Annotated in this window: 25 protein-coding genes; 7 read left to right on the plus strand and 18 right to left on the minus strand. The window is 64.1% G+C overall.

Translation table 11 applies throughout. From position 1 onward, the window contains the following. From U1H99_RS28460 to U1H99_RS28475, 4 genes are read right to left on the minus strand one after another with little or no spacing between them, the layout of a single operon-like run. Positions 1-1,197, minus strand: coding sequence for a uroporphyrinogen-III C-methyltransferase (locus tag U1H99_RS28460; protein ID WP_375341659.1), 1,197 nt, complete (start codon positions 1,195-1,197; stop codon positions 1-3). 2 nt (positions 1,198-1,199) lie between these two features. After that, positions 1,200-2,102 (minus strand): uroporphyrinogen-III synthase, encoded by a 903-nt coding sequence (locus tag U1H99_RS28465; protein WP_323144793.1) that lies wholly within the window; start codon positions 2,100-2,102, stop codon positions 1,200-1,202. Next, complete coding sequence (hemC, locus tag U1H99_RS28470) at positions 2,044-3,027, minus strand: hydroxymethylbilane synthase (protein ID WP_323144792.1); 984 nt, start codon at positions 3,025-3,027, stop codon at positions 2,044-2,046. The genes U1H99_RS28465 and hemC overlap by 59 nt, the downstream gene beginning before the upstream one ends. Further along, positions 2,972-3,187, minus strand: a complete 216-nt coding sequence (locus tag U1H99_RS28475) for a hypothetical protein (protein ID WP_323144818.1) — start codon at positions 3,185-3,187, stop codon at positions 2,972-2,974. Before U1H99_RS28475 ends, hemC begins: the two co-directional genes overlap by 56 nt. On the opposite strand from U1H99_RS28475, the gene ppc reads away from it, so the two are divergent. Beyond that, positions 3,180-6,023, plus strand: a complete 2,844-nt coding sequence (ppc, locus tag U1H99_RS28480; RefSeq protein WP_323144791.1) for a phosphoenolpyruvate carboxylase — start codon at positions 3,180-3,182, stop codon at positions 6,021-6,023. The two genes, U1H99_RS28475 and ppc, sit on opposite strands and share 8 nt — an antisense overlap. Positions 6,024-6,071: 48 nt before the next feature. Here the strand turns inward: ppc and U1H99_RS28485 are convergent, their stop codons facing one another. From U1H99_RS28485 to rpoD, 5 genes are all read right to left on the minus strand, one after another. Next, positions 6,072-6,878, minus strand: coding sequence for a transporter (locus U1H99_RS28485; protein WP_323144790.1), 807 nt, complete (start codon positions 6,876-6,878; stop codon positions 6,072-6,074). A gap of 111 nt (positions 6,879-6,989) precedes the next feature. Next, a complete protein-coding gene (locus tag U1H99_RS28490; protein ID WP_375341658.1) occupies positions 6,990-8,363 on the minus strand; it encodes a c-type cytochrome in 1,374 nt (457 codons plus the stop codon). 38 nt (positions 8,364-8,401) lie between these two features. Next, positions 8,402-10,177 (minus strand): GMC family oxidoreductase, encoded by a 1,776-nt coding sequence (locus U1H99_RS28495; protein ID WP_323144788.1) that lies wholly within the window; start codon positions 10,175-10,177, stop codon positions 8,402-8,404. A gap of 19 nt (positions 10,178-10,196) precedes the next feature. Further along, positions 10,197-10,925, minus strand: coding sequence for a gluconate 2-dehydrogenase subunit 3 family protein (locus tag U1H99_RS28500; protein ID WP_323144787.1), 729 nt, complete (start codon positions 10,923-10,925; stop codon positions 10,197-10,199). Between the two features lie 226 nt (positions 10,926-11,151). After that, a complete protein-coding gene (rpoD, locus tag U1H99_RS28505) occupies positions 11,152-13,974 on the minus strand; it encodes an RNA polymerase sigma factor RpoD (RefSeq protein ID WP_323144786.1) in 2,823 nt (940 codons plus the stop codon). A gap of 608 nt (positions 13,975-14,582) precedes the next feature. Between rpoD and U1H99_RS28510 the strand changes: the two genes are divergently transcribed. Both U1H99_RS28510 and U1H99_RS28515 read left to right on the plus strand, forming a co-directional pair. After that, positions 14,583-15,155 carry a ProQ/FINO family protein gene (locus tag U1H99_RS28510; protein ID WP_375341656.1) on the plus strand — a complete coding sequence of 191 codons (573 nt, stop codon included), beginning with the start codon at positions 14,583-14,585 and terminating at the stop codon, positions 15,153-15,155. 22 nt (positions 15,156-15,177) lie between these two features. Beyond that, positions 15,178-15,831, plus strand: coding sequence for a 3'-5' exonuclease (locus U1H99_RS28515; RefSeq protein ID WP_323144784.1), 654 nt, complete (start codon positions 15,178-15,180; stop codon positions 15,829-15,831). 69 nt (positions 15,832-15,900) lie between these two features. Here U1H99_RS28515 and U1H99_RS28520 read toward each other — a convergent pair whose 3' ends face one another. From U1H99_RS28520 to U1H99_RS28550, 7 genes are all read right to left on the minus strand, one after another. Then, positions 15,901-16,452, minus strand: coding sequence for a DUF7674 family protein (locus U1H99_RS28520; protein WP_323144783.1), 552 nt, complete (start codon positions 16,450-16,452; stop codon positions 15,901-15,903). Further along, positions 16,427-16,783 carry a hypothetical protein gene (locus U1H99_RS28525; protein WP_323144782.1) on the minus strand — a complete coding sequence of 119 codons (357 nt, stop codon included), beginning with the start codon at positions 16,781-16,783 and terminating at the stop codon, positions 16,427-16,429. The genes U1H99_RS28520 and U1H99_RS28525 overlap by 26 nt, the downstream gene beginning before the upstream one ends. 160 nt (positions 16,784-16,943) lie before the next feature. Further along, complete coding sequence (locus U1H99_RS28530; RefSeq protein ID WP_323144781.1) at positions 16,944-17,741, minus strand: ATP-grasp domain-containing protein; 798 nt, start codon at positions 17,739-17,741, stop codon at positions 16,944-16,946. 80 nt (positions 17,742-17,821) lie between these two features. Further along, complete coding sequence (locus U1H99_RS28535; RefSeq protein ID WP_323144780.1) at positions 17,822-18,280, minus strand: hypothetical protein; 459 nt, start codon at positions 18,278-18,280, stop codon at positions 17,822-17,824. A gap of 111 nt (positions 18,281-18,391) precedes the next feature. Beyond that, complete coding sequence (locus U1H99_RS28540; RefSeq protein WP_323144779.1) at positions 18,392-18,628, minus strand: hypothetical protein; 237 nt, start codon at positions 18,626-18,628, stop codon at positions 18,392-18,394. Between the two features lie 153 nt (positions 18,629-18,781). Beyond that, the gene (locus U1H99_RS28545) at positions 18,782-19,150 is read right to left on the minus strand and encodes a VOC family protein (protein WP_323144778.1); all 369 of its coding nucleotides are present in this window, start codon (positions 19,148-19,150) and stop codon (positions 18,782-18,784) included. Positions 19,151-19,442: 292 nt separating this feature from the next. Then, positions 19,443-19,916 carry a hypothetical protein gene (locus U1H99_RS28550; protein WP_323144777.1) on the minus strand — a complete coding sequence of 158 codons (474 nt, stop codon included), beginning with the start codon at positions 19,914-19,916 and terminating at the stop codon, positions 19,443-19,445. A gap of 230 nt (positions 19,917-20,146) precedes the next feature. On the opposite strand from U1H99_RS28550, the gene U1H99_RS28555 reads away from it, so the two are divergent. The 4 genes from U1H99_RS28555 to U1H99_RS28570 all read left to right on the plus strand — a co-directional run bounded on the left by U1H99_RS28555 (position 20,147) and on the right by U1H99_RS28570 (position 22,951). After that, positions 20,147-20,287, plus strand: a complete 141-nt coding sequence (locus U1H99_RS28555; protein ID WP_323144776.1) for a hypothetical protein — start codon at positions 20,147-20,149, stop codon at positions 20,285-20,287. Between the two features lie 181 nt (positions 20,288-20,468). Continuing rightward, positions 20,469-20,825, plus strand: a complete 357-nt coding sequence (locus tag U1H99_RS28560; RefSeq protein WP_323144775.1) for a c-type cytochrome — start codon at positions 20,469-20,471, stop codon at positions 20,823-20,825. 54 nt (positions 20,826-20,879) lie between these two features. Then, entirely contained in the window at positions 20,880-21,677 is a 798-nt protein-coding gene (locus U1H99_RS28565) for a c-type cytochrome (protein WP_323144774.1), read from the plus strand. Continuing rightward, a complete protein-coding gene (locus U1H99_RS28570) occupies positions 21,674-22,951 on the plus strand; it encodes a c-type cytochrome (RefSeq protein ID WP_323144773.1) in 1,278 nt (425 codons plus the stop codon). Before U1H99_RS28565 ends, U1H99_RS28570 begins: the two co-directional genes overlap by 4 nt. A gap of 78 nt (positions 22,952-23,029) precedes the next feature. On the opposite strand, the gene asnB is transcribed toward U1H99_RS28570, so the two are convergent. Further along, positions 23,030-24,949 (minus strand): asparagine synthase (glutamine-hydrolyzing), encoded by a 1,920-nt coding sequence (gene asnB, locus U1H99_RS28575; RefSeq protein WP_323144772.1) that lies wholly within the window; start codon positions 24,947-24,949, stop codon positions 23,030-23,032. A 174-nt stretch (positions 24,950-25,123) separates the two neighbouring features. Then, entirely contained in the window at positions 25,124-26,245 is a 1,122-nt protein-coding gene (locus U1H99_RS28580; protein WP_323144816.1) for a type IV pilus twitching motility protein PilT, read from the minus strand. Between the last annotated feature and the right edge of the window lie 159 nt (positions 26,246-26,404).

Raw genomic sequence — 26,404 nt, forward strand, 5'->3', positions numbered from 1 at the left:
TCAGGACTTGGATTTGTAATTGCGCACGGCGTTCAGGCTCTCCGACAGGTCCGGCACGTCGATCGACACGTTGTTGGCCTGCACCTGGCGCAGCATCGACTGCGCGGCGATGGTCGAGCGGGCGCGCGCGTCGAAGTACTTGACCAGCATCTCCTGGGCAGTGCCGATGTCGTCGCGGAAGGTGCCCTCGTTGCGCGACAGCAGTGCCAGGCGCGCGTTCAGCAGGCGCAGCTTGAGGTTTTCGCGCACGAAATACGATTCGCTCGGCGACAGCATCAGCGCTTCCGGCGTGGCCACGGTGCGCACCCGGATCAGCTGGCGGATGTCGTCCCACATCTCCTGGCTCCAGTTGCGCCAGGTCTCGGTCACGCGCTGGCCCAGGCCCAGTTCCTGCGGCACCGGCGCGGCCGCGCCGGCGGGCTTGCCGGCGCCGGCGGCGCCATGGGCCGCCGCCACCCGGCGCGGCGCCTGCGGCTCGGCCGGCTTTTCGTCGGCCAGCAGCGGCAGGTTGTCGATCTGGCCGATCACGTTATCCAGGCGTAGCGCGATGCCGGCCTGGTCGACCGAGGGCAGCGCCTTGAGCTTCTCGATGTCGCGCGCGATGGCGCGGCGGATGGTGATGAATTGCGGCTTGTCCGAGCGCGACAGCGAGCGGTCGGCATTCTGCAGCGCGATCAGCGCGCCCTGCACGTTGCCGGCCAGCTGCAGCTGCTGGCTGGCGGTGGACAGCACCTGCTCGATCTCGGACAGCGCCCATTCGTCGCGGTTCTTCGAGATGTCCTGGTACATCTGTTGCAGCGCCGCTTGCTGGCTCTGGGATTCGCTCTGGCGGCTTTCCAGCACGCCCACCTTGACCTGCAGTTCCTTGGCGGTTTCCTGGGTGTCGCGCACCAGCTGCGCGGTCTCGGCGTTCGAGGCGTTGTCCTTCTGCAGCGTGCGCGCGACCTCTTCGCGCAGCTTGTTGAAACGGGAATGGGTCGACCAGGTCTGCAGCGCCAGCAGCACCGCCAGCGCCACGATGGCCAGGTTCTGCGGCTTGTTCAGCAGACCGCCCAGGCCGGACGGCGCCTCGGGCACGCGCGGTTCGACGGCCGGGCCGGCCGACGATGCCGCGGCAGGGGCCGGCGCTGGATACGTCTCCGGCGCCAACGGGGCGCCCATGTTCGGTTTCTCTGGATTATTCGGCAATTCGTTCATGCTCATGATTGTAACGCGGCAAGCAAACGCTCGTCGCCCGAGCCGGTGAGCGTCACCGCGCCGAAACCCAGTGCCCGTGCGGTTTCCGCGATTCTGGCGTGGGGCACGATCAGGTGCTGGCGTTGCAATCTTGCCACACTTTCCGGATCGCCAAAGGCCGAGACCATGGCGACCAAGCCGCGCAGCGCTTCCGAACTGGTCACGATCCAGTCGTTCGGCGTGGCCAGCAGTTCCGCCAGCGCTGCCGTTAGCGCCGCGTCCAGGCGCGGCAGCGCGCGCCGGTAGGCGGTCAAGGTCTCGACCGTGCAGCCGGCCGCGCGCAAGGCGTCGGGCAGCAGTTCGCGGCCACCGTCGCCGCGCACCACCAGCACGCGGCGGCCGGCCAGCACCGCCAGGTCGAGCGCCTGCAGCAGGTGTTCGGAATCGCTGCGCGCCGGATCGCGCGGGCAGTGGATCGCTACCCGGCCGTCGTCGACGCCATGCCGCACCAGGGCCGCGCGGCTGCCCTCGCCCACCACCGCGATCGCCACGCCGTCGGGCCAGCGCGCAATGTGGGCAAAGGCGGCGTCGACCGCGTTGGGCGAGACGAAGGCCACCAGCGCGTACGCATCAAGGCAGGCCAGGCGCTGCGCCAGTCCCTGCTGGTCGTCGACGGGTTCGATATCGAGCAGCGGCAGGATGACCGGCCGGCGCCCGAGCGCCCCCACGGCGGCGGCCAGCCCCTCGGCCTGGCGCCGCGGCCGGGTGATCACGACCGCCCGGCCCGCCGATGGCGGCGTGGCGGACAAAGTGGACAAAGCCGGCGCGGCCGGCACGCCGGCATCGCCCCCGGCGCCGGTCGCCACCTCAGGCATCGCCGGCAGCTGCCGCGTCGAGGCGGCACTCGGCCAGGATACTGGCGGCATCCTGCTGCTCGAGCAGGCGCGCCACCTGTTCGCCCAGCGCTTCCGGCAGCGCCGCCGGACCGGACGCCTCGGCAAAGGCGTTGCGGCGCCCGTCCGGCGTGGCCACCATGGCGCGCAGGTGCAATTCCGTGCCGTCGATGGTCGCGTGCGCCGCCAGCGGGATCTGGCAGCTGGCGCCGAACATCTTCGAGACCTTGCGCTCGGCCATGACCGCATGCAGGGTCGCCTCGTGGTTCAGCGGCGACAGCAACGCGGCCAGGTCGACGCCGTCGCTGCGTTCGGCGGCGACGATCTCGATCGCCATTGCACCCTGGCCGGCGGCCGGCAGGCTGTCTTCGGGCGAGAGATAGGCGCGGATGCGGCGCTCCAGGCCGAGGCGCTTGAGGCCGGCGGCGGCCAGGATGATGGCGGCGTACTCGCCACGGTCGAGCTTGCCCAGGCGGGTGTCGAGGTTGCCGCGCAGCGGCTTGATCACCAGTTGCGGGTAGCGCGCCGCGATCAGGGATTGGCGACGCAGGCTGCTGGTGCCGACGATGCTGCCGGCCGGCAGCGTGGCCAGGCTGTCGTAGTCGTTGCAAACGAAGGCGTCGCGCGGGTCTTCGCGCTCGAGCACGGTGGACAGCAGGAAGCCGTCCGGCAAGTCCATCGGCACGTCCTTGAGCGAGTGTACGGCCAGGTCGGCACGGCCTTCGGCCAGCGCGACTTCGAGTTCCTTGACGAACAAGCCCTTGCCACCGACCTTGGACAGGGTCTTGTCCAGGATCTGGTCGCCGCGGGTGGTCATGCCGAGGATGTCGATCTGACACTGCGGATATAATGCCGCGAGGCGGTCGCGCACGTGCGTGGCCTGCCACATGGCCAGGCGGCTTTCACGCGATGCGATAATGAGTTTCGCTGGTAATTTTGCCGAAGCGCGCTGCGTCATCGTAGAGTTCAAAACGGATTCTTTCACTGTCGTTGTGGCCGGACCGGCCAGCGCCGGCGGGCGCCTGCTTGAGATCACAAATTTTAGCATGCGACCCTTGTACTTTAAGTTGCCCATCCGCTGTTCCGAACAATCTAAAACTGTGCTCGATAATGGACAAACCTGCTGCACTTGATCTGGAAGCAACCCAACACACCGCGGCCCAGGCTGGCGCCGACAAGGACGAACCGCTGAAGGAGGACATCCGCTTGCTCGGCCGCCTGCTCGGCGACGTCGTGCGCGCCCAGGAAGGCGAGGAAGTCTTCAACGTGGTCGAGACCGTGCGCCAGACCGCCGTGCGCTTCCGCCGCTGGGACGACCCGCAGGCCGGCGCCGAACTCACCACGCTGCTGCACAAGCTGTCGCGCGAGCAGGCCAACTCGGTGGTGCGCGCGTTTTCCTATTTCTCGCACCTGGCCAACATCGCCGAAGACCAGCACCACATCCGCCGCCGCCGCGCCCACATGCTGCGCGGCGCCCAGCCGCATGCGTCGACGGTGGCGTTCGCGCTGGAGCGCATCAAGGATGCCGGCGTCGGCCGCGAGACCGTCGAGACCTTCATGCGCGACGCGCTGATCTCGCCGGTGCTGACCGCCCACCCGACCGAAGTCCAGCGCAAGAGCATCCTCGACGCCGAGCACGACATCGCGCGCCTGCTGGCCGAACGTGACCTGCCGCAGACGCCGAAGGAAGCCAAGCGCAACCTGCAGCTGCTGCAGGCGCGCATCGCCACGCTGTGGCAGACGCGCATGCTGCGCTACGAAAAGCTGACCGTGGCCGACGAGATCGAGAATGCCCTGTCCTACTACCGCATGACCTTCCTGCGCGAACTGCCGGCCCTGTACGACGACATCGGCGACGAGCTGGCCGAGCATTTCGGCAGCGACCCGGCCACCCTGCACGATGCGGCCTTCATGCAGATGGGCAGCTGGATCGGCGGCGACCGCGACGGCAATCCGAACGTCAACGCCGCCACCATGCAGCGCGCACTGGTGCGCCAGGCCACCACCGCCTTCGATTTCTATCTCGACGAAGTGCATGCGCTGGGCGCCGAACTGTCGCCCTCGACCCTCCTCGTCCCGGCCAGCCAGCACCTGCAGGCCTTGGCCGACGCCTCGCCCGACCATTCGCCGCACCGCAAGGACGAGCCCTACCGGCGCGCCCTGATCGGCATCTACGCGCGCCTGGCCTCCACCGCGCGCGAACTGGGCGCCTCCAACATCCTGCGCAAGGAAGTCGGCCACGCCGAGCCCTACCGCGATCCGCAGGAATTCCACGCCGAGCTGCAGGTCGTGGCCGAGTCGCTGGAAACGCACTTCGGCGCGATCCTGGTCAAGCCGCGCCTGCAGGGCCTGATGCGCGCGGCGCTGATCTTCGGTTTCCATCTGGCCTCGCTCGACATGCGCCAGAGTTCGGACGTGCACGAGCGCGTGCTGGCCGAGCTGTTCGCGCGCGCGGGCGTGCAGGCCGACTATGCCGCGCTCGACGAAGCGGCCAAGGTGAAACTGCTGCTCGACGAGCTGGCCCAGCCGCGCCTGCTGTACACGCCCTACGAGACCTACTCCGACGAAGCCGAGTCCGAACTGGGCGTGCTGCGCGCCGCGCGCGAGATCCGCCAGCGCTACGGCGCGCGCGCGATCCGCAACTACATCATCTCGCACACCGAGACCGTGTCCGACCTGCTCGAAGTGCTGCTGCTGCAGAAGGAAACCGGCCTGCTGCACCCGCGCGAAGGCCGCCACGACGTGATGGTGATCCCGCTGTTCGAGACCATTCCCGACCTGCAGCGCGCCGCCGGCATCATGGCCGAGTGGATGGCACTGCCGCTGGTGGCCACGCTGATCGAAGGCCAGGGCCGCCTGCAGGAAGTCATGCTGGGCTATTCGGATTCGAACAAGGATGGCGGCATCCTGACCTCGACCTGGGAGCTGTACCAGGCCGAACTGAAACTGGTGCAGGTGTTCGCCGACGCCAAGGTCAAGCTGCGCCTGTTCCACGGCCGCGGCGGCACCGTCGGCCGCGGCGGCGGCCCGACCTACGACGCGATCCTGGCGCAGCCGCCGGGTACCGTCAACGGCCAGATCCGCCTGACCGAACAGGGCGAGATCATCTCCTCGAAATTCTCGAACCCGGAAATCGGGCGCCGCAACCTCGAGCTGCTGGTCGCGGCCACGCTGGAAGCCAGCCTGATGCCGCATGGCGAGGACGCAGCGCAGGTCGAGCAGTTCCAGCGCTTCGAAGGCGTGATGGCCGAGTTGTCGCAGCGCGCCTATAAAGCCTACCGCAACCTGGTGTACGAGACCCCGGGCTTCACCGACTACTTCTTCGCCGCCACCCCGATCGCCGAGATCGCCGAACTGAACCTCGGTTCGCGCCCGGCCTCGCGCAAGTCGACCCGCCGCATCGAAGACCTGCGCGCGATTCCGTGGGGCTTCTCGTGGGGCCAATGCCGCCTGCTGCTGCCGGGCTGGTTCGGTTTCGGCGCCGCGGTCTCGGGCTGGCTCGGCGACGATGGCGGCGAAGGCACGCGCGAGGAACGCCTGGCCCTGCTGCGCGCCATGGCGAAGGAGTGGCCGTTCTTCGCCGCCCTGCTTTCCAACATGGACATGGTGCTGGCCAAGACCGACCTCGCGATCGCCTCGCGCTATGCGGAACTGGTGCCGGACGTCGCACTGCGCGAGCGCATCTTCGCGCGCATCTCGGACGAGTACAACCAGACCCTGCGCTGCCTGGAAGACGTCACAGGCAACGACGAACGCCTGGTCGGCAACCCGCTGCTGGCCCGCTCGATCCAGAACCGCTTCGCCTACCTCGATCCGCTGAACCACCTGCAGGTGGAACTGATTCAGCGCCACCGCGCGGCGGCCGGCGATCCGGACAAGATCGATGAGCGGGTCCATCGCGGCATCCACCTGTCGATCAACGGCGTGGCGGCGGGCTTGCGCAATACCGGTTGATGCAGCAAACAGGCGGGGCGTGCAAGGCGCCCCGCCTGCCGGGCAGGATTACATGCGCAGCGACAGGCCGAAGGCGAGGCCGAGGTCCGGCGTGCGGTGGTTCAGGCCATGGGTGACGGCAAAGTCGACTTGGCAGTTGCGGTTCACGATATAACTCATGCCGGTATCGAACAGCATCTGGGTGCCGCCATGCGACGCGTGGGTGATCTGCGGCGCCGCCAGTTCGACGAAGCCGTGCGCATGGTCGCCGAAATCCTTGCCCAGGTTGAGCGCGAACACGCCGTAGCCGTAGCGGCTGGCGTTGTCGTCCGAATCGCTGCCGACACCCGGCATCAGGCCCAGCGCATAATCGCCCGGCAACTCCCATTCGGCCGACAGGCGCAGCGTCGGCCGCACCCCATGCCCCTTGAAGTCGTGGCTGCCGCTCGGCAGCGCGGCATGCAGCAGCCAGCCCAGCGAGGGATGGCTGCCCTGCTGGTCGGCCACATGCCACTTCAGGCCGAGTTCGGTGTCGGCCCAGCCGGCCGCAATCGCATGCGCGCCGCTTGCCGGATCGGCGTCGTGTTCGATCGTGCGGCCATCGGTCTCGATGCGCAGCTCGAGCGTGTCGCCGAGGCCGACGCGCAGCAGGCTCGGCGTGGTCAAGGTACGGCTGTGCAGCGCCTCGTCGCGCTGGCGCTCCCAGGCGACGCTGGTTTCGAGCTGGACGCGGCCCTTGCCGACCACCTTGCTCGATTCGGCGACGCCGGGGCGGTCGGTGACGATCGTGTCGTCATCGGCGGCATGGGCGGCACCCGACAGGCTCAGGCTGGACAGCACAGCCAGGGAAAACAGGGAAAGGCGCGAAACTGGCATCTGGGTAGGGAGTGGAGTGGAAAGCGCCAGTATCCACCAGTCCGCGCCGCGATGCCAATTCGCTTCGCATGCAAGAAAAAAGGCGAGACCTCTCGGCCTCGCCTTTTTTATTTAGTGGGTGTCGCCCTTATCGGCCGACAGTCCACCATCCTTCTGCAGCTCCTTGCGCACCTTGGCCACTTCCGACGCCGTGGCGGCCGGCGCGTGGTTTCCCCAGCTCTGGCGCACGAAGGTCACCAGCTGCGCGGTCTCGTCATCCGACAGGCGCCATGCGAAGCCCGGCATCGCCAGGTCCGACGGACGCTCCTTGGTCGACGGCAGGCGGCTGCCGGCCAGCACCAGGCGGATCAGCGAAGCCGGGTCGTCGGCCAGCACCGTCGGGTTGCCCGGCAGTGCCGGGAAGGTGATGGCGTTCGACTTGCCGTCGGTACGGTGGCAGGCCGCGCAGTTGTCCAGGTAGAGCTGGGCGCCGCGGGTGTCGTCATGGCCGGCGCGCAGGGCTTTCGCCGTGTCGTCGCTGGCCGTGAAGGTCGCCTTGGCAGTGCCGCTGGCCGGCAGCGACTTCAGGTAGGCCGCGATCGCGTGCAGGTCGGTGTCGCTCATGTGCTGCATGCTGTGCGCGACCACGTCGTTCATCGGACCGCCGACCACCGCGGTGGTCTTGTTGCGGCCGGTCTTCAGCGTGTCGACGATGTCCTGCTCGGACCACGACCCGAGGCCGTCGACCTTGTCGCCGCGCAGGTTGGCGGCCAGCCAGCCGTCGATCAGCGGACCGCCGGCCAGGTAGGCCTTGCTCGACTCGTCCAGGCCCTGTTCCTGCATCGTTGCCGCACGCGGGGTGTGGCAGCTGCCGCAGTGGCCGGCGCCCTGCACCAGGTAGGCACCGCGCGCCAGCTGCTCGCTCTGGTACTTGGTCAGGTTCAGCGGGGCCATGTCGGCCGGCGCGAAGGTCTTGCGCCAGATCGCCATCGGCCAGCGGATCGACAGTGGCCAGGTGATGTCGTTGGCGTGGTTGTCGGCCTTGACCGGCTCGACGCCGTGCATGAAGTAGGCGTACAGGGCGCGCACGTCCTGGTCGCTCATCTTCGCGTACGACGGGTACGGCATGGCCGGGTACAGCGAGGTGCCGTCCTGGCGGATGCCGTGGCGTACGGCGCGGTCGAACTCGTTCAGGCTGTAGGCACCGATGCCGGTGGTCTTGTCCGGCGTGATGTTGGTCGAGTACATGTTGCCGATCGGCGAAGCGATCGCGCGGCCGCCGGCGAACTGCTTGCCGCTTGGCGCCGTGTGGCAGGCGATACAGTCGGAGGCCACCGCCACGTAGCGGCCGGCCTCGATCAGGGCCGGATCGTTCAGGCCGGCCGGTGCTGCGGCCTCGGGAATCGCGCGCGTCTGGCTCGGCGCCGTCGCATACGCGAAGGCACCGGCAACCGCGATCACGCCTACCGCGACCACGGCGAGCAGGGCTTTCTTCTTGGAGCTCATTGTCATTCTTGTCGTGTCCTTGTGCGCTTAGTGCGCGCTTACGCCTGCACCAGCGGGCCCGGGTTTTTCAGGTACTGCTCGCGGATCGCCTTGGCGCACCAGTAGGCCAGGCCGCCGACCAGGCCGGTCGGGTTGTAGCCGTTGTTCTGCGGGAAGGCGTTGGCGCCCGGCGCGAACACGTTGGAGACGTCCCACGATTGCAGGTACTTGTTCAGGGCCGAGGTCTTCGGATCCTTGCCCATGATGGCGCCGCCACAGGTGTGGGTCGACTGGTACTGGGTGATGTTGTAGTGCGTGCCGTCCTTCTTGGCATCGCCCTTCATCGCCATCGGGTTCAGGACCTTGCTCATCTCCTGGGCCTTGTCCACCAGGAATTGCGAGGCCTTGATCTCGTTGTCGTGCCAGTCGAAGGTCATGCGCAGCATCGGACGGCCGAAACCGTCCTTGTAGTTCGGGTCCAGGCTCAGGTAGGCGTCGTCGTAGGACATGCAGGAACCCTGCACTTCGTAGTAGAACGAATGGCGGAAGGCTTCCTTGACACCCTTCTTCCAGCCGCTGCCCCAGTTCGGCACGCCCGGCGCGGTCGAGATGCCGCGCACCGGACCGGAACCCGGCTGGCGCGCCCACACGATGCCGCCGCCGATGAAGCCGGACTTGGTCGGGTCGTTCTGCTTGCCGTTCAGGTCGTCGAAGGTGGCGCCGGCGCCGCCGATGCCGATGAAGGGGTTGGCCTGTACGCTCTCGTCGAAGAACAGCTGGACGCGGTTCAGGTTCTGGTACGAGTAGTTGCGGCCGATGGTGCCGGTCTTGGTCACCGGATCGTACGGGGTGCCGATTTCCGACAGCAGCATCAGGTGCACGTTCATGTACGAGAATGCGCACAGCAGGACGATGTCCGCCGGCTGCTCGGTTTCGCGGCCCTGGGCGTCCAGGTAGGTGACGCCGGTCGCCTTTTTCTTGTCGGCGTCCAGGTTCACCTTCATGACCTGGGCGTGGGTGCGCATCTCGAAGTTCTTGCGTCCACGGACCACCGGCCAGATGTTGGCGTTCGGGCTGGCCTTGGAATAGTTCAGGCAGCCGTAGTCCGAGCAGAAGCCGCAGGCATTGCACGGGCCCATCTGGCAGCCGTAGGGGTTGATGTAGGGAGCGGAAGCGTTCGAAGCCGGGATTGGATAGGCGTGGTAGCCCATTTCCTTGGCGGCCTTGTAGAACAGTTCGGAGCCAAGGTAGTTCGGGTTCGGACCCAGCGGGTAGTCGCGCGTGCGCGCGCCTTCGAAGGGGTTGCCGCCTTCGATGATCTGGCCCTTGATGTTGCCGGCCTTGCCCGAGGTGCCGCACACGTATTCGAAGTGGTCGAGCGAAGCTTCCAGTTCCTCGTAGGTGACCGGGAAATCCTGGATCGTCATGTTGGCCGGGATGAACTTCTTGCCGAAGCGCTGTTCCAGGCTGCTGCGTGCGGTGAAGTCTTCCGGCAGCGGGCGGAAGTGCGCGCCCGACCAGTGGCTGCCGGCGCCGCCGACGCCGGTACCCGGCTTGAACGAGCCCATCTGGCGGTACGGGACCGCGGTGTCGTTGACGCCGTGGCGGATGGTCAGGGTTTCCTGCGACAGCGATTGCAGGTACTTGCGGTGCACCGAACCTTCGAGTTCGTCGACCACGCGCGGGTAGGCGAAGTCGGGCACGGTGTCGCGGTCCGGGCCGCGTTCCAGGCAGACCACGGTCAAGCCCTGGTCGGTGAGTTCCTTGGCCATGATCGCGCCGGTCCAGCCGGCGCCGACGATCACGGCATCCACTTTAGTTTTTACGATTGCCATTTTCTTTGATTCCTTGCCTTTAGCCTCGACGTCCGCTCAGGTCCACCGGCCCCATCGGATACGGTTTGTCGCGCACCTCGACCCAGTCGAGGTAGTCGGCGCGCATGCCTGGGTAACCGATCATCTTCCACGCACCCATGCCCTTGTTGCCGCCATGGATAGGGTCGGCGAAGTAGCCGTTACGCACCTCGGCCAGCAGGTTGGCGAAGAAGATCTTGGACGAGATGTCGTCGAACTTCAGCTTGCCGCCCTCGGCGTCCTTGAGCAGCGCTTCCTGCTGCTTGTGGTCGAGGTCGGCGAACTTCTTGCCGCCGAAATTGTTGACGGCGTGCTTGTCGAAGGCACGGATGCCGACGCGCAGGATGTCCTTCAGCGGCAGCTTGCCCTGGTAACCGAATTCCGGTGCCGCCTCGAAGTACGGACCCTGCAGGTACCAGATGCTGCCCGCCGCGTACGGGGTCTGCATGTGGCGGTCGAGGAACTCGAGCACGCCCAGTTCGATCGCGCCCGGACCATGCTCGTCGTGCGGGATCAAGCGGTCGACGGCGGCGCCGAGGAAGCGCCATTCGTCGGGCGTGAAATATTTCGGGGTATATGCGTCGGGCTTGCCTTCAGGAGCCACGGTGGCCGCGGCACCCGCCGTCGTCAAACCGCCATGGATTGCACCGGCGGCACCTGCTGCCATCGGCACGAATACCAGACTCTTGATCAGGCGTCGGCGCGACGAGGATTTTTGATCGTCAGACATGTGATGCTCTATGACAAGGAAAGTGCGAAATTCTATCTGCGAATAGGAGGCAACAAAAGAAGATACATGCTAGAAACAATTCTCCTTTGCAATTGCACGACAATTACGTAGAAACACGTATTGCGCGATTCTCTCCAAAGATCACGGGTGCAATGAAATGGCCAAAAAAAAATCCCCGGACGGACCGGGGATTTTTTACGTGGTGCGAAGCCTTGCTGCGCAGCGCTTACTGATTCTGCAGGAAGGTCTTCAGCTTGTCCGAACGCGACGGCTGGCGCAGCTTGCTCATCGCCTTGGCTTCGATCTGGCGGATACGCTCGCGGGTCACGTCGAACTGCTTGCCGACTTCTTCCAGCGTGTGGTCGTTCGACATTTCGACGCCGTAGCGCATGCGCAGCACCTTGGCTTCGCGCGGGGTCAGCGAGTCCAGCACTTCCTTGATCACGCCGCGCATCGAGGCGTGCATCGCGGCTTCCAGCGGCGCCAGGGTCGCGTTGTCCTCGATGAAGTCGCCCAGCTGCGAATCGCCGTCCTCGCCCATCGGAGTTTCCATCGAAATCGGCTCTTTCGCGATCTTCATGATCTCGCGCACCTTCGATTCCGGCATCTCCATCTTTGCTGCCAGCGTCGCCATGTCCGGCTCGGTGCCGGTTTCCTGCATGATCTGGCGCGAGATGCGGTTCATCTTGTTGATCGTCTCGATCATGTGCACCGGCACGCGGATGGTGCGGGCCATGTCGGCGATCGAACGCGTGATCGCCTGGCGGATCCACCAGGTCGCATAGGTCGAGAACTTGTAACCACGGCGGTACTCGAACTTGTCCACGGCCTTCAGCAGGCCGATGTTGCCTTCCTGGATCAGGTCGAGGAATTGCAGGCCGCGGTTGATGTACTTCTTGGCGATCGAGATCACCAGGCGCAGGTTGGCGACCGTCATTTCGCGCTTCGCCGTGCGCGCACGCTTTTCGCCGGCAGCCATCTGCTTGTTGATCTTGCGCAGGTCGGCCAGCGGCAGCGCGACGCGTGCCTGCAGGTCGATCATGCGGCGCTGCAGTTCCATGATCGCCGGCGCGTTACGCGACAGCACGGCGCTGTACGGATACGCGCAGTCGACTTCGCGCTGCACCCACTCGAGGTCGGTCTCATTGCCCGGGAACACCTTGATGAAGTGGGCGCGCGGCATGCCGCAGCGGTTCACGCAGATGTCCAGCACGGCGCGTTCGATCGAACGCACTTCGTCCATCTGGCCGCGCAGCGTGTCGCACAGCTTTTCCACGATCTTCGCGGTGAAGCGGATGCCGAGCAGTTCGGTCGTGATCACGTCCTGGGCCGCCAGGTACTGCAGCGAACCGTAGCCGTGGGTCTTGAACGCATGGCCCATCTTGTCGAAGTGCTTTTCGATGGTCGAGAACTTGTCCAGCGCGCTCTTGCGCAGCGCAGCCAGCTGTTCGGCCGAATAGCCGGCGGCGGCGCTGCCGCCCGACTCGCCCTCTTCCTCTTCTTCTTCCTCGACCTCGTCTTCTTCCTCGTCATCGGACGACGAGGCCGCAGCGGCCGGCGCGGCCGGGGCCGAAGAACCTTCGTTCAGGTCGACGAAACCGTCGACCACGTCGTCGATCTTCAGCTCGTCGCTGGCGATCTTGTGCGACAGCGCGATGATTTCCGAAATCGTCACCGGGCAGGCCGAGATCGCCTGCACCATGTCCTTCAGGCCTTCCTCGATACGCTTGGCGATCGCGATCTCGCCCTCGCGCGTCAGCAGCGACACCGCGCCCATCTCACGCATGTACATGCGGACCGGGTCGGTGGTGCGGCCGAAGTCGGAATCGACGGTCGACAACGCGGTCGCAGCGGCGGCCTCGACTTCGTCTTCGCTGGTCGGCGTGACGACGGCGTCCGACAGCAGCATCATTTCGGCTTCCGGGGCGCGCTCATAGACGGCGATGCCCATGTCGTTGAAGGTCGCGATGATGCCTTCGATCGCTTCCGGATCGATGATGTTTTCCGGCAGGTGGTCGTTGATCTCCGCATGGGTCAGGTAGCCGCGCTCCTTGCCCATGTTGATCAGGTTCTTCAGCTGGGTGCGGCGCTTTTCCAGCTCTTCGCCGGAGAAACCCTGCTCGGCACCGAGGATGCCCGAGATACCCTTGGCCTTGCGCTCGCGCAGCTTGGAGGCTGCCTTCAGTTCGGCGCGCTCGACCGCGTTCAGCGCCGCGATCTCGTCGTTCTCCGGCGTGAACTCGCTCGGCTTGCGGCCGCGGCGGCCCGGTACCTTCACGCCCGGCAGCGTGTAGCCGGAAGTGTCGATCGCGGCCAGGGCGGCGGCATCGGTGGTGGTGCTGACGGTGCCGGTCGGGGCGCTCGATGCGGCGGCGGTGCCCGGCTCGACGCGGCGCGCGGTGCGGGTACGGATCACGCGCGCGGCCGGCGCCTCGGCGGCGGCCGGTGCGGCTTCCACGACCGGTGCGACCGGCTCAGGTACCGACGCCGATGCCGGCTCGGCCGGCTTCAGGGCAGCCAGCTTCGACACGCGCTTGCGCACGATCACCGGCGGCGCGGCGGGTGCCGTCGGCGTCGGGATCGGGTCGGAGGCGTCGGCGGCCACGGCCGCGTGCGGGGTCACGATCTGGGTGACTTCCGGGGCGGCGGCTGCGGCGGCCGGGGCCGGGATCGATGCGGCCGGGGCCGGCGCGGCGACCGGGTCGGCCACGGTGTCGACTTCGTCGGCAGGCAGGCTGGATTCGGTTGCGGCCAGCACCGGCGCGACCGCGTCGGCCGCTTCGGCACCTGCCGCCGCGGCCTGGTCGAATTGTTCCGGCTCGAGTTGCGCCGCTTGCGCTGCCTCGTTCGCCTGCTCGGCCTGGGCCGCCTTCAGCGACGCCAGGCGCGAACGCGTTTTAACCACCGTCACCTTGGCCGCCGGCGCGCCGGCCGCCACTTCCGTTTCGAGGAAGTAGGAGGTCGCGGTTTTCGGCACGGACAGCTGGGCCGTGCTTTTCGCCGGCGCTTTCTTCGCTGTCAGTGTCAAGGTCTTGGCGGTGTTTTTCATAAAACTTTCTCCAGTCGAGGCGAAGTGCGCGCCTGCGAAGTCAATAATCCACCGGGCCCGCAACGCGGGCCTTGGGAAGGGATAACGGGATGGCCCTACCTAAGGGCGATTAGGCCGAAAATCAAGCACCCCGCGGCATCGCACCGGCCGGTCCGCCTTCGGCGCGCAAAAGGGCGGCGCCGGACAGGGCCGGTGGGCTGGGGCGGAACGTGGTGATGTCGAGATCGCGGTCTAGCATGTCAGAACGAAAAAAAGCCCGTCAGGCGACGGGCTTGAAATCTATTTTCCAGAGGAGAATAGAGGAGACAGGCACATTATGCATGCGAGAAAGTTTACTTGCCAATTAATATATCCGATAAGGGATATAAGAATTTCGCATACTTCCCCTGCCCGCTCTTCGCCCCCCCGGCCAGTCTGCGTCGGCGCAAGTCCGACGCAAGCAAAGGGGCGGATCATACACGATTTCCCGGCCCCGTGCCCGTTCGCTGGATGAGAAATGGTGGTCATTTCCGCTAAAAAACCTTCTATGACACGGCTGAGCGGCACAACGGAGCGCCGGCCATGCTATCCTTCCGCTTCTTGTTCTTACCATGAAGTCAATGAATACGATGAGTCCTGTCGCCGAGTCCAACGAGGCCACCGAAAACGCAGCAACCGGTACGTCCCCTACCCCGACGTCCGATACCGGTGCCACTGATACCGGCACTTCCGCACCGCAGCTCGACGCCGGGTCCGCCCCGCAGCCGGGCGCCGAGGCACCGGCCGCCGACGCACCGGCCGCCGAAGCGCAAACCCCGCGCGCCCTGCTGAAGCAGTTGCAGCAACAGTTCAAGGCCTTCCGCGAGTGCCTGCCGCTCGCGATCGGCATCGACAAGCAGGTGCTGGCCAAGATGCCCGGCCTGAACCGCAAGACCATGCGCGCCGCGCTCGGCATCCATACCGGCTCGATGCGCTACCTGCGCGCGATGGAAAAGGCCACCGTGCGTTACGACCTCGACGGCAATCCGGGCGCCGAAGTCACCGACACCCACCGCCAGCACGCCAAGGAACTGCTGCAGGAACGCTTCAAGAAAGAAGCCGAGCGCAAGAAGGCCGAACGCGAACTGGCCGTCAAGGAAGAAGCCGACCGCAAGCGCCAGGAAAAGCTGGAACAGCTGGCGTCGAAATTCTCGCGCCGCTAAACCAGTCAGGACAATCGCGCCCATGAGCGAAGCCCTGGACGACGCGCTGCCACCCTACCAAGGCCTGCAGCTCGCTGACGTGCGCCTGGTGCGCACGCGCGCCGATGCCGACGCCGCCCTGGCGGCGCTGGCGGCGTCCGACACGGTCGGCTTCGATACCGAATCGAAGCCGACCTTCCAGAAAGGCGAGGTCTCGACCGGCCCGCACCTGGTGCAGTTGGCGACCGACGAGCACGCCTGGCTGTTCCAGATTGCCGGCGTGCGTGCGCCGGCGAACGGCGAGCCGGAGCCGTCCTGCGCGCACATCGTGCCGGTATTGCGCGCCATACTGGAATCGGAAACGATCCTGAAAGTTGGCTTCGGCCTCGGCGACGACCTGCGCCGCCTGCGCGCCAAGCTCGGCATCGACACCCGCAACGTGCTCGACCTCTCCACTGCCCTGCGCCGCGGCGAGCGCAATGCCTGGGGCGCGAAGACCGCGGTCGAGCGCTTCTTCGGCCAGCGCCTGCAGAAGTCGCGCAAGATCACCACCACCAACTGGTCGCTGCCGCGCCTGAGCGACAAGCAGATCCTGTACGCGGCGGACGATGCCCACGTGGCGCTGCGCATCTACCGTCACTGGCGGGCGCAGCCGGCGGCGCCGGCAGTTGTCCGGGCCACGCTGCCGAAAGACTGACAGGGCGCAGGCGACATCGTTGACGTAGTTGCGCACGCTATAGAGGTCGTTTATGTCCGCTTCGAACCATTAGTCCTGACCGCTGGTGGGGTCGCCCCATATCTCGGCAAAAAGTTGCTGGATTTCTGCCGCAATATATTTCCAGGCCCACTGTTTGTCAAAGGCGCTGGCATCCCACATCAGGTTTTCGGCGTACGAGACATCGACAATGGTACGCAATGCACCGGGTTCGGCACGATAGGCGGCAGCGATAAAGTCCGTTTGTGCCTGGACCGCTTCAGCATCCCTGCGCTTGACGGCTTCGGTGGTCCTGTCAGCGAACGCTTCGACCCAGTTGAGCGCTGTATTGTCATCGTTGGGTTCCCATCCCCTTTCCCTAAGCCAATGATCAGTCAGGGCTGCTTCTTCTGGAAATCGCGAGCGAAGTGCCGCGACAAACAAACTATTGGAATTTTTTGGAGTCATCAATCTGGCGATAGGTGAACTGTATTCGCACTGTCCGTGACGCTTGACGAACGCCTGCTCCTGGCCGCTTGCCGGCAATTGTATTGCCCTTATCCGTATGAAGATCGACGGTTGGGGACGGGAGATCGGCTCATTGTCGTGCCCGCTGAGAAGCATAGCGCTGCACAAACCACCTCGCCTGTTCCAGCGTGTCAGGATACATGGCGGTGAGCATGCCGCCTGCGCAAGGATCGAAAACAGGGTAAAAACGAAATCCATGTTCGATGAGGAATCGAACCTTTGCCCATTGCGCCAGATTCTTGCATTTCGGCGCCGAGAACTTCCGACTCAACATGACCATCGGCCCTGCACATTGCGGACAGTGACGCTCACGTAAAGCCGCAGGAAACTTGAACGACTTGCGGCAGGAAAGACAGACGAATGGGAAGCGATAGGTCTGTACGACCTTTGGCTTCGCAAAATACGCATGATGGCGAAATTTCTTCATGCAGCAGATGTTCCTCGACAGGTTCGGAACAGACCTCGGTTTGCTTCACTCTATGATCCTGCCCCCTGCAAGCTGAAACTTTGAAACGGCGCTATTGAAATACTCGTTAAGATATGGCAGTTGTCCGATCGATTCATCCTTGCCAAGCTTAGCCGAAGCGTCAGCCTATAAAATACTGTTTTTGTTGAAATTCTGAAACTGCATTGACGACGCGTCTGATGTCGGCGCAATAGAACCGGCTTGCGTTGAAGCAATTGCATTCTATAACGCTTAGGCGCCCATTCGCTTTGCCAATGTCCAAAACATATACCTGTGCTGGGGACCAACCGCGGGCCAGCGCTTGAGCAAAGTCCACAACTGGCTTAGGTACACTTGGATCGCCAACCGGACGGTACATGCTCGCACTAACTACTTCATTGCCGACAATGAAGAAACGCCACTCAGCGTCGACTTCGATGGCAGGCCCGACAACCACCTCCGTGGCACGTGTGATCTGCGGATTTCGGCTGCACAGTTGCTCAAAATAAGATGCGAGCGAACGCGCGCTGAGGGACTGCCCGGTGAACCCTTTGTAGTCGTCAACTGGTTTTATGAACAGATGCTCATCGCGTGTTCCGCGGGTGCCCACAAGCTCATCCCACGAAACGACTATAGCCTGATGGTTAATGTAATCGCTCCCATAGTGAGCAGCATATGCCTCATGGCAAAAACTCTCAGGCGAAAAAAATACACCTGATGACCAAATTGTGCCTAACGCGCCAAGAAGCGCCGATGATCGCGCGTGGAAAACAATTGGTCCCTTGGCATGTTCGACCGCGATGCTTGGCTCACATCGGCTTCCCGGTGGATGAGCAAACCCGATGAACTCCAGCCCCTCAGCGTTGCAAGCTTCGCGAAGCTGATCCTTCGTTGGTGAGTCGCCAAGTACGTTTGTTTGGACTAACCATTTCGTTTTCATAAATCTTCAGCGAAGTATTATAAGAAATTGCGCCGATTGCGGACATAAGGCCAAGTCCGCTTCCGACTCGAAGCCGACGCTCAACTGCTTGGATGGGCGAGGTTGTCCAAAGCCCGAACTCCTTCTATCCGTGGTTCTGTCAGCCAGAGCGAATCGACTAGCGAAAACACTTGATTTGCTAACGTGGTACCGATCACATCCGCTCGCTCAAGTGCTCGGTCACAAAGGCTGCGGTCATCCGCACGCCGTCCTTTGCCGTCAGCCAGCATGAACGCTTCACCACCTGAACGAGGCTGGTATAACAAGGAAACCAACACACGGTCAGCTGGGGAAGTTCCATCTCCCCATGGCCCAATGACCATGTCGAAATTCGGCATATGGCCTGGCTCGTCAACTGTCCACTGCACAAAATAGACAGCCTTCGCTCCATAAGAGTCCGTTAAATCCCCCCAGATAGTCTTCGATTGCTTACCGCAGCAATCGCAGTTCCCTGTCGACTCGTTCCAGAAATTCGCCCGCACGATGTCCTCGTCACGCATGATCTTTCCTTGTCGTTGCGGTTTGCATGAACGTCTGATTCTGGCCGTTAGCAGCCTTACGGTAGCGTCCACTTTCGCCCCAAAGCGGATGCACACTGGCGTCAAGGTCGCTCATTTTTTCAGAATCCAAAAAATGACAGCGATTGCGAAGGCCAGATAAGTGAAGAATAGCGATGCTTGTCGAAGCTGCCACCCTATGCCAGTGAAGTCAGTTTTTGGATGCGAATAGAAGAGTTTGAAAAAGCGTCTCTTCCCGGGGAGCAGAAGAAAACTGGCCACGCCTCCAGTTACGGCCACAAGAACACAGCAAGAAAAAAGCGCACGAGCCAACAAGACGCTGTCGATCATAAATCTTCTTTCTATTTGCTTGATGAAATTATCTAGTACGATCGACGCCATCGGAATGCCAGGATGAACCTCTACTTCTGGCCGAACTCGGCCATCCAGTGTACGGCAGCGCCCGACCCATTGCGGTCATTCGCGATACGGCTATTAGGCAGTTCAGTTGATGACCGCTTCAATCCGATACCCCTCGGGATCAAAGACGAAGGCTGCATAGTAGCTATCGCCATATTCTGGCCGAGGCCCTGGTGCGCCATTGCACCGTCCACCGTGGCGCAGCGCAGCGGCATGGAATTCGTGCACTTGATTAGGCTCCGTGGCGGTGAAGGCCAAGTGAAAGCCTTCTCCAGGAATCATCACGTGCTTTGCAAGTTTCAGGCACAGTTTATCGCCACCACCTTCATACCCGTAGCCCACAGCCTCGTCGTCAGCAAAGACTTGGGCATACCCCAATGGTTTTAAAACCGCGTCGTAGAAAGCAGAGGCTCGGTCGAGATCAGAAACGGCTATAGACAGGTGATGCAGCATATTTTCCTTGTTTGATAAGTCTGCTTCTGGCCGATTGCGGTCGTCCGGCTGAGTTCACTTGCGAGCCGAACTGGAGATGTGATAAGGCACTTCCTGACCTAAAATTCCGCCTTTTTCGCGCGATAGGCCAGCGCGGCAACCATAAAAGCGATCCCAGCCATTCCAGTCACAAGGCCGGACTGGCCGTTCAACACAGCATAACAGGTTGACTGAGCGGGAAAGTCACGAACGGTCACGATAAGCAGCAACCGCGCTATTGCGTACGTTGCGCTCGAACGCACACAGTCTTGCGTCACCAAAAGAATGGGCGAGGTTGCAATTCCCCAGACATTATCTTCGCTGCTTTCCGTACTGCACGTTGACACCGCCAATGTCCCTCTGCGCCGCATAAGTTCTTCAGCATGTCGTACACGTCTTCCGCATCGTCAGGAGCGATCCTTGCGCCGGCCTGCAGAAGGAGAAAAAGCGCTTCGCCTCGAGAAGCGACAGGCTCCACGTGTTTGGCGAGGTTCAGGGCTTCGCGAAGACGTTTGCTGGCTTCGGATTGGTACTCTCGTTCAGCAAGCGCAACAATTTCCCATGCGCAGACTGCACACTGTTGATACTTGTCGCGACCTTCAGCCGCAGCTCTCGCTGCTTCCGCCGAGATTCTGATGACATCAATGTCTGCAAATCGTGCAACCCAAGTCAACGCCTGTGCGCGAAACCATGGGTCGTCAATCTGACGAGCTTGCTTAAGTGCTTCAGCCGGGCGCGACTTTGCCAAGCCCACCGCTCGATCCCGCTGCGTTGTAGCGCTCATTGCTGTTCCACTCCTCTGTTTGTCTTGGCGTGTTGCGTTCACTAGTTGAATCCAAGACCGTGCCCACCGGGCGTGAGGACAACAATGACGAACAAATATTTCTTACTATCATCTTAATGTGCGTTGACGCACCGATTCGTAATGCCTAAAGGAAATAAGATCGCGACTTTTGTTGTGAACCACATCGGGCGATTATGAAACGGCTGCAGGCATTATGGAAATTCATCATCGGCGATTCCCGGTCCGCCGAGATTCTCATTCAGGAAACGATGGAACAGAGGCTCGAACTTGAGCGTCTGCTGGCGCGCCGCCGCCGCGCGTCGCGCGCCCGCTAAGCGGATAGTTCCAACTGGCTTATTCCAGAGGCGTCGCCGAACGGATCCGTGTACGCCTCTGTTACCTCCAGGACAACAACAGCGTTTTATCGGCCGCTCCAAACTAGCTAACGGACTTTCCACCCCGTTTTATACTGGCGGGATGAAAGCGCCGCACTTCCTTGTCTACCCTCTGCTTCCCTTGTTCGTACTCCTGACCGCAGTGCAAGGCTGCTCGCGCGCCGACAAGCCAGTCGACGGTGCCGCCGTGTTCCGCCAATGCGCCTCCTGCCATCAGGTCGGTGCCAATGCCCGCGGCGGCTTCGGCCCGCAGTTGAACGGCCTGTTCGGACGCCGTGCCGGGTCCACCGCCGACTTCGCCTATTCGCCCGCCATGAAGGCATCCGGCATCGTCTGGGACGAGCAGACGCTGGCCCACTTCCTGGCCAATCCGGACCAGGCGATGCCCGGCACCAGGATGCGCTTCTGGGGCATCGGCAATGACCACGAGATGCAGGCGCTGCTGGCCTACCTGCGCAGTTTCCAGGACGCGCATTGACCACATTGCAACAAAACAAAGTATGATGCGAACTCCGCCATTCCGGGAGTCGCCATGCGGGCTGCGTTTCGATGTGCGCCGATCGTCCTGCTGTATTGCCTGAGCCCAAGCCTATTACCGGCCGCGACGGCTGCGGGTCAGCCGACGTCCGCATCTGCCCACGCACCTGCTCCCGTATCAGCTCCGGTACCGGATACGCTGGCCCAGCGCCTCGTGGCCTGCACCTCGTGCCACGGCGACCCCGGCAAGCCGCCGCCGCGTGACGAACCCCGTTATTTCCCGCGCATCGCCGGTAAGCCCGCCGGCTACCTGTATCACCAGTTGCTCAACTTCCGCGAAGGCCGGCGCCAGTATCCGCTGATGACCTGGATGGTCACGCCGCTGTCCGACGATTACCTGCGCGAGATCGCCGACTACTTCGCGGCGCAGCACCTGGCGGCCGCACCGCTCGACCGCGCCGGCTTGCCGACGGCCGAACTGGCGCGCGGCCACCACCTGGTGAAGCAGGGCGACACCGCGCTGAAGGTGCCGGCCTGCATCGCCTGCCACGGCCATCGCCTGACCGGCACTCTGCCCGCCATTCCCGGCCTGCTCGGGCTGCCGCGCGACTACATCAACGCCCAGTTCGGGGCCTGGCGCAACGGCAGCCGCCGTGCCCACGCGCCCGACTGCATGGGGACGATCGCAACGCGCCTGTCGCTGGCCGACGTCGCCGCGGTCTCGGCCTGGCTGGCGAGCGAACCGCAGCCGGCGGACCCGGCCCCGCAAGCGGCCGGTCCGCAGCCCTTGCCGCTGGCCTGCGGCAGCGCGCAGCAGGCTGCGTCCACCCAGGCGCGCGAGCAGGCGCGATGAGGCGCATCTTCGCACGGCTGGGCATCGTGCTGCTGGCGCTGCTGCTGGCCCTGGCCGCCTGGGCCGTGGCTGCCTGGCCGCGCGCCGAATTCATTCCGGCGCGCTCGCCCCAGGCCTGGGCACCTACGCCTGACAACATCGCCCGCGGCGCCTACCTGGCGCGCGCCGGCGACTGCATCGGCTGCCATACCGCGCGCGGCGGCGCGGCCTATGCCGGTGGCCGCGCGCTCGACACCCCGTTCGGCCGCCTGTACGGCCCCAACCTGACACCGGATCAAGCCACCGGCCTCGGTGCCTGGAGCGCCGACGATTTCTGGAACGCGCTGCACAATGGCATCGGCCGCGACGGGCGCCTGCTGTATCCTGCCTTTCCCTACACCCACACCACCCGGGTCACGCGCGATGATGCGGATGCCCTGTTCGCCTGGCTGCGCAGCCTGCCCCCGGTGCGCCAGCCGAACCGGCCGCACGCGCTGCGTTTTCCGTACGATAGCCAGCTGGCCCTGGCTGGCTGGCGCCTGCTGTACTTCCGCCCCGGCGTCCAGCCTGTCGACCAGGCCCGGCCGGCGGCGTGGAACCGCGGGGCCTACCTGGTCGAAGGCCTGGGCCATTGCAGCGCCTGCCACAGCACGCGCAACCTGCTGGGCGGCAGCGGCGGTGGCCTGTCCGGCGGACTGATCCCGGTCAGCGGCTGGTACGCGCCATCGCTGACGTCGGGCAGCGAAGCGGGACTGGGGGAGTGGGAAGTGCCGCACATCGTGCAGCTGCTGCGCACCGGGGTCTCGCCCCAGGGTGCCGTGTTCGGGCCGATGGCCGAAGTGGTCCAGCAAAGCCTGCAGCACCTGTCCGAACCCGACCTGCGCGCCATTGCGGTGTACCTGAAATCGCTACCCGCGGACCGCGAAGAGGCGGCCCCGGCCGCGCCGCCGAACGAAGCGGCGATGAAGCTCGGCGGCCAGTTGTACGAGACACACTGCGCCGACTGCCACGGCGCCAACGGCCGCGGCAACGGCAATATCTATCCACCGCTGGCCGGCAACCGCGCGCTGACGATGGCGGAGCCGGTCAACGCGATCCGCATCGTGCTCAGCGGCGGCTTTCCGCCGTCGACCGCGGGCAACCCACGGCCCTACGGCATGCCGCCCTTCAGCCTGGTGCTGAACGATACCGAAGCCGCCGCGGTGATCAGTTACGTCCGCGCCAGCTGGGGCAATGCCGCGCCCGAAGTGACGGCGGCGCAGGTCAACCGCTATCGCGCGGTGCCGCTGGACTGACGGTGCCAGCCGGCGCGAGCGAGGGTGCCGGCGCCGGCGCGGACAGCAACCGGCAGCGGCACCAACTGCATGGCCGCGTCAATCGAACCGGCCGCTGCGCACCTGCACCGCCGAGGGCGCGGTCGGGGTACGGTGCGCAAACGCTCCGCTCTGCGCCGGCCTGGCGGCGCGGACTTCGTCCGGGATCCTGGACGCATGCACCGAATACACGGCTTCCCATTTGGCGATGCTGTAGAGCTTCCAGAAGGTCACCTTGTCGATCTTGTCGAAGTTGAGTGCTTCCTTGCACATGCCGGCCACGATGGCGGAGCCGCCGATGGTCGCTCGCATGCTGGCGCTGGCCGCCTTGATCCAGGCGTCCGCCGGCGCTTCGAAACCCAGCTTGACCTTGCGCCACAGGATATTCTTCGGCACCAGGCCTTCCATCGCGACCCGCAGCACGTGCTTGGTCCAGCCGTCCTTGATCTTGAAATGGTTGTTCATGCCGAAGGCGGCTTCGACCAGCTTGTAGTCGAGGAAAGGCAGGCGCGCCTCGATCGAGTGGCGCATCGAATTGCGGTCTTCGTAGCGCAGCAGGTGCGGCAGCTGGAAGCTTTCGATTTCCAGCTTCTGCATGGCGCGGATGTCGCGGTAGCCCTTGCTCAGCTTGCGGATGTTCGGGAACTGCAGCAGGTATTCGGGCTTGATGTAGGCGAACTTGCGGCGCAGGCGCCAGATGCGCAGGCGCGAGATCGAAAAATACATGAAGTTGCCGAGCAGTTCGGATAGCGACAGCTTGGAGTGATTGCGCATCACGAACAGTTCGCCGATGGCGTCGCGCCAGGGCAGCGAATGCAGGTAGGCCGCGTAGTAGCGTTCGTAGCCGAGCAGGGTCTCGTCGCCGCCCTGCCCGTCCAGCATCACCTTGCAGCCGATTTCCTTTGCCTTCTTGAACACGAAATACTGCATGAAGATCGACGGCGCGGCAAACGGCTCTTCCTGGCAGTACACGACCTCGTCGATGGCCCGAATGAATTCGTCGGCACTGGGCTCGATGACGAACAGGTCGATCCCGCCGGCCTTGGCGACTTCGCGCGCGTAGGCGCTTTCGTCAATCTCGTCGATGCCGCTGTTGGCGTGGATCGCCTGGAAGCGGTCGGGGCTGGCTTCGTGGTACAGCGCGGCCGACAGGCTGGCGATGCTGGAGCTGTCCAGCCCGCCGCTGAGGCAGGTGCCGACCTTGACGTCCGAGCGCAGCCGGTAGCCGATCGAGCGCTTCAGTTCTGCACGGAAGCGTGCGATGGCCGAGGGTTCGTCGAGCGCTTCGACCTCGGGTGGCGCGGCCAGCGTGTAATAGCGCGACAGCTCGGCGCTGTGGTTCGCCAGCGAATACACCAGGTTATGGCCGGCCGGCAGCGCGACCACGCCTTCGAAGAAGGTTTCGTGCGTGTGGTCGGAATAGCCTTCGATCAGGAAGTCGCGTACCGCGCCCATGTTGGCCACGGCAGGGCCGCCGCGGCCGGCCAGCACCTGCTTGATTTCGGAACCGAAGATGAATTTCTGCGGCGTATCCGCGTAATAGAAGGGCTTCACGCCGAAGCGATCGCGGCTGCAGAACAGGACCTGCTTTTCACGGTCGTACAGGCAGAAGCCCCACATGCCGTTGAAGCGCTCGACACAGGCCGGCCCCCATTTGTCGTAGGCGCAAAGGATGACTTCGGTGTCGGTCTTCGACACGAAGCGGTAGCCGTCCTGCAGCAATTCTTCGCGGATCTCGAGGTAATTGTAGATCTCGCCGTTGAAGGTGATGACGTACCTGTCCTGGTAGTGCATCGGCTGGTGCCCGTCCGGCGACAGGTCGAGGATCGACAGGCGCCGGTGCCCGAGTGCGAAGTGCCCGCCAAGGAAAAAACCTTCGTCGTCCGGGCCGCGGTGGGCGATCAGATCGTTGATGCCCTTGATCGCGCCGGGACTCACGGCCGAGGCGTTCTTGTTGACAATCCCACTGATTCCGCACATTGCACGCATCTCCTTTTCTTGAAGGCATGCGCGAACGGTGCCGTGTTCTGGCGCACACCCGGCAGATGTTGAGGCACGCGACAAGCGCCGGTATTGCGCCAGCGCGAAGGCATCAAGAAAAGTGGGAAAGCACCGTGAAGAGTACCTTTAAGGGCTACCTGAGGGCTATTTCCCTCACACCATTTCAGCGAATCCAATCCGATCCGTGGTGGCCGCGCGCGCATCGTCGACGCCCACCTTGTGCGCCGCCAGCAGCGCTTCCAGCACGCTGTTCATCGTATGGCAGCCGGGCGCATGGCCGGCGTTCATGTGGGTGCGGATGGCGCCCAGGTCGCCCTGCTCGATCATCGCCGCCACCGCCGGATTCAGGCTCAGGCATTCCGTCGCGAGGTGATACCGGTTGCCCTGCTTCGACGGCAGCAGCGCCTGGCACAGCACGCCGCGCAGCGCATGCGCCAGCGCCTGGCCCTGGGCGTCGGAATTGCCCAGCAGGCGCAGCATCTTTTGCAGGCCGAGCTCGGTCGAGCGCGCGTGCAGCGTGGCCAGCACCAGCGGGCCGGACTCGGCCAGGGCCAGCGCTTCCTGGGCGGTCTGGGCGTCGCGGATCTCGCCGATCACGATCACGTCGGGCCGTTCGCGCAAGGCATCCAGCGCACCGAGGTAATAGCTCTCGACGTCGCCGTCGAGGCCGACCTCGCGCTGGGTGATGATGCACTTGCGCTGCGGGATCAGGGTCTCGACCGGGTCTTCGATGGTGATGATGTGGCCCGAGCGCCGCTTGTTGATCTCGTCGAGCATCGACGCGATCGTGGTCGACTTGCCCTGGCAGGTGTCGCCGATGATCAGGACCAGGCCGCTGGTCAGGCGCGCGAATTCGAGTTCGTCGGCATGCAGGCCGAGCTCATGCAGCCCTAGCGGCTCCTTCGGGAAACGACGGATCACGCAGCCGAGGCGCTTCTTTCCCTGGAAGCTGAAGCAGTTGGCGCGGATACGCGCCGTGTGCAGGTCGATCGAGCGGTCGAAGGCGCGGTCGGCGATGCGCTCGGCCCAGTTCGGCTCGATGACGTCGAAGAATTCTTCCAGTTCTTCGCGGGTGATCGGCGAATCGGTCACCGCCACCAGCCCCTTCGGCTGGCGCAGCATCAAGGGACTGTTCTGGTGGATGATGACGTCGGAAAATACCAGCTTCGAATTCAGCAGATGCAGGATCTGCTCGACCAGGGTGCCGAACACCGGATGGTCTTCGTTTTCGACGTACGACAGGGTGGGAATCTGCGAGGACTGGTGATATTCCATCATGCAAGGGCTGAAACAGGCGATGCATTAATTATAAAACCAGCGCCAACACAAAGTTCCACTTGGAAAGATATTTTTTCGATACCGCTGTGGCAAATTGACAACCGAACGTCGTTCCCGAAGGCAGGGACGACGGCCATCGAATGCTAGCTACAGGTA

It is taken from the genome of Massilia phyllosphaerae, assembly GCF_034659755.1.
Classification (GTDB): Bacteria; Pseudomonadota; Gammaproteobacteria; order Burkholderiales; family Burkholderiaceae_D; genus Telluria; species Telluria phyllosphaerae.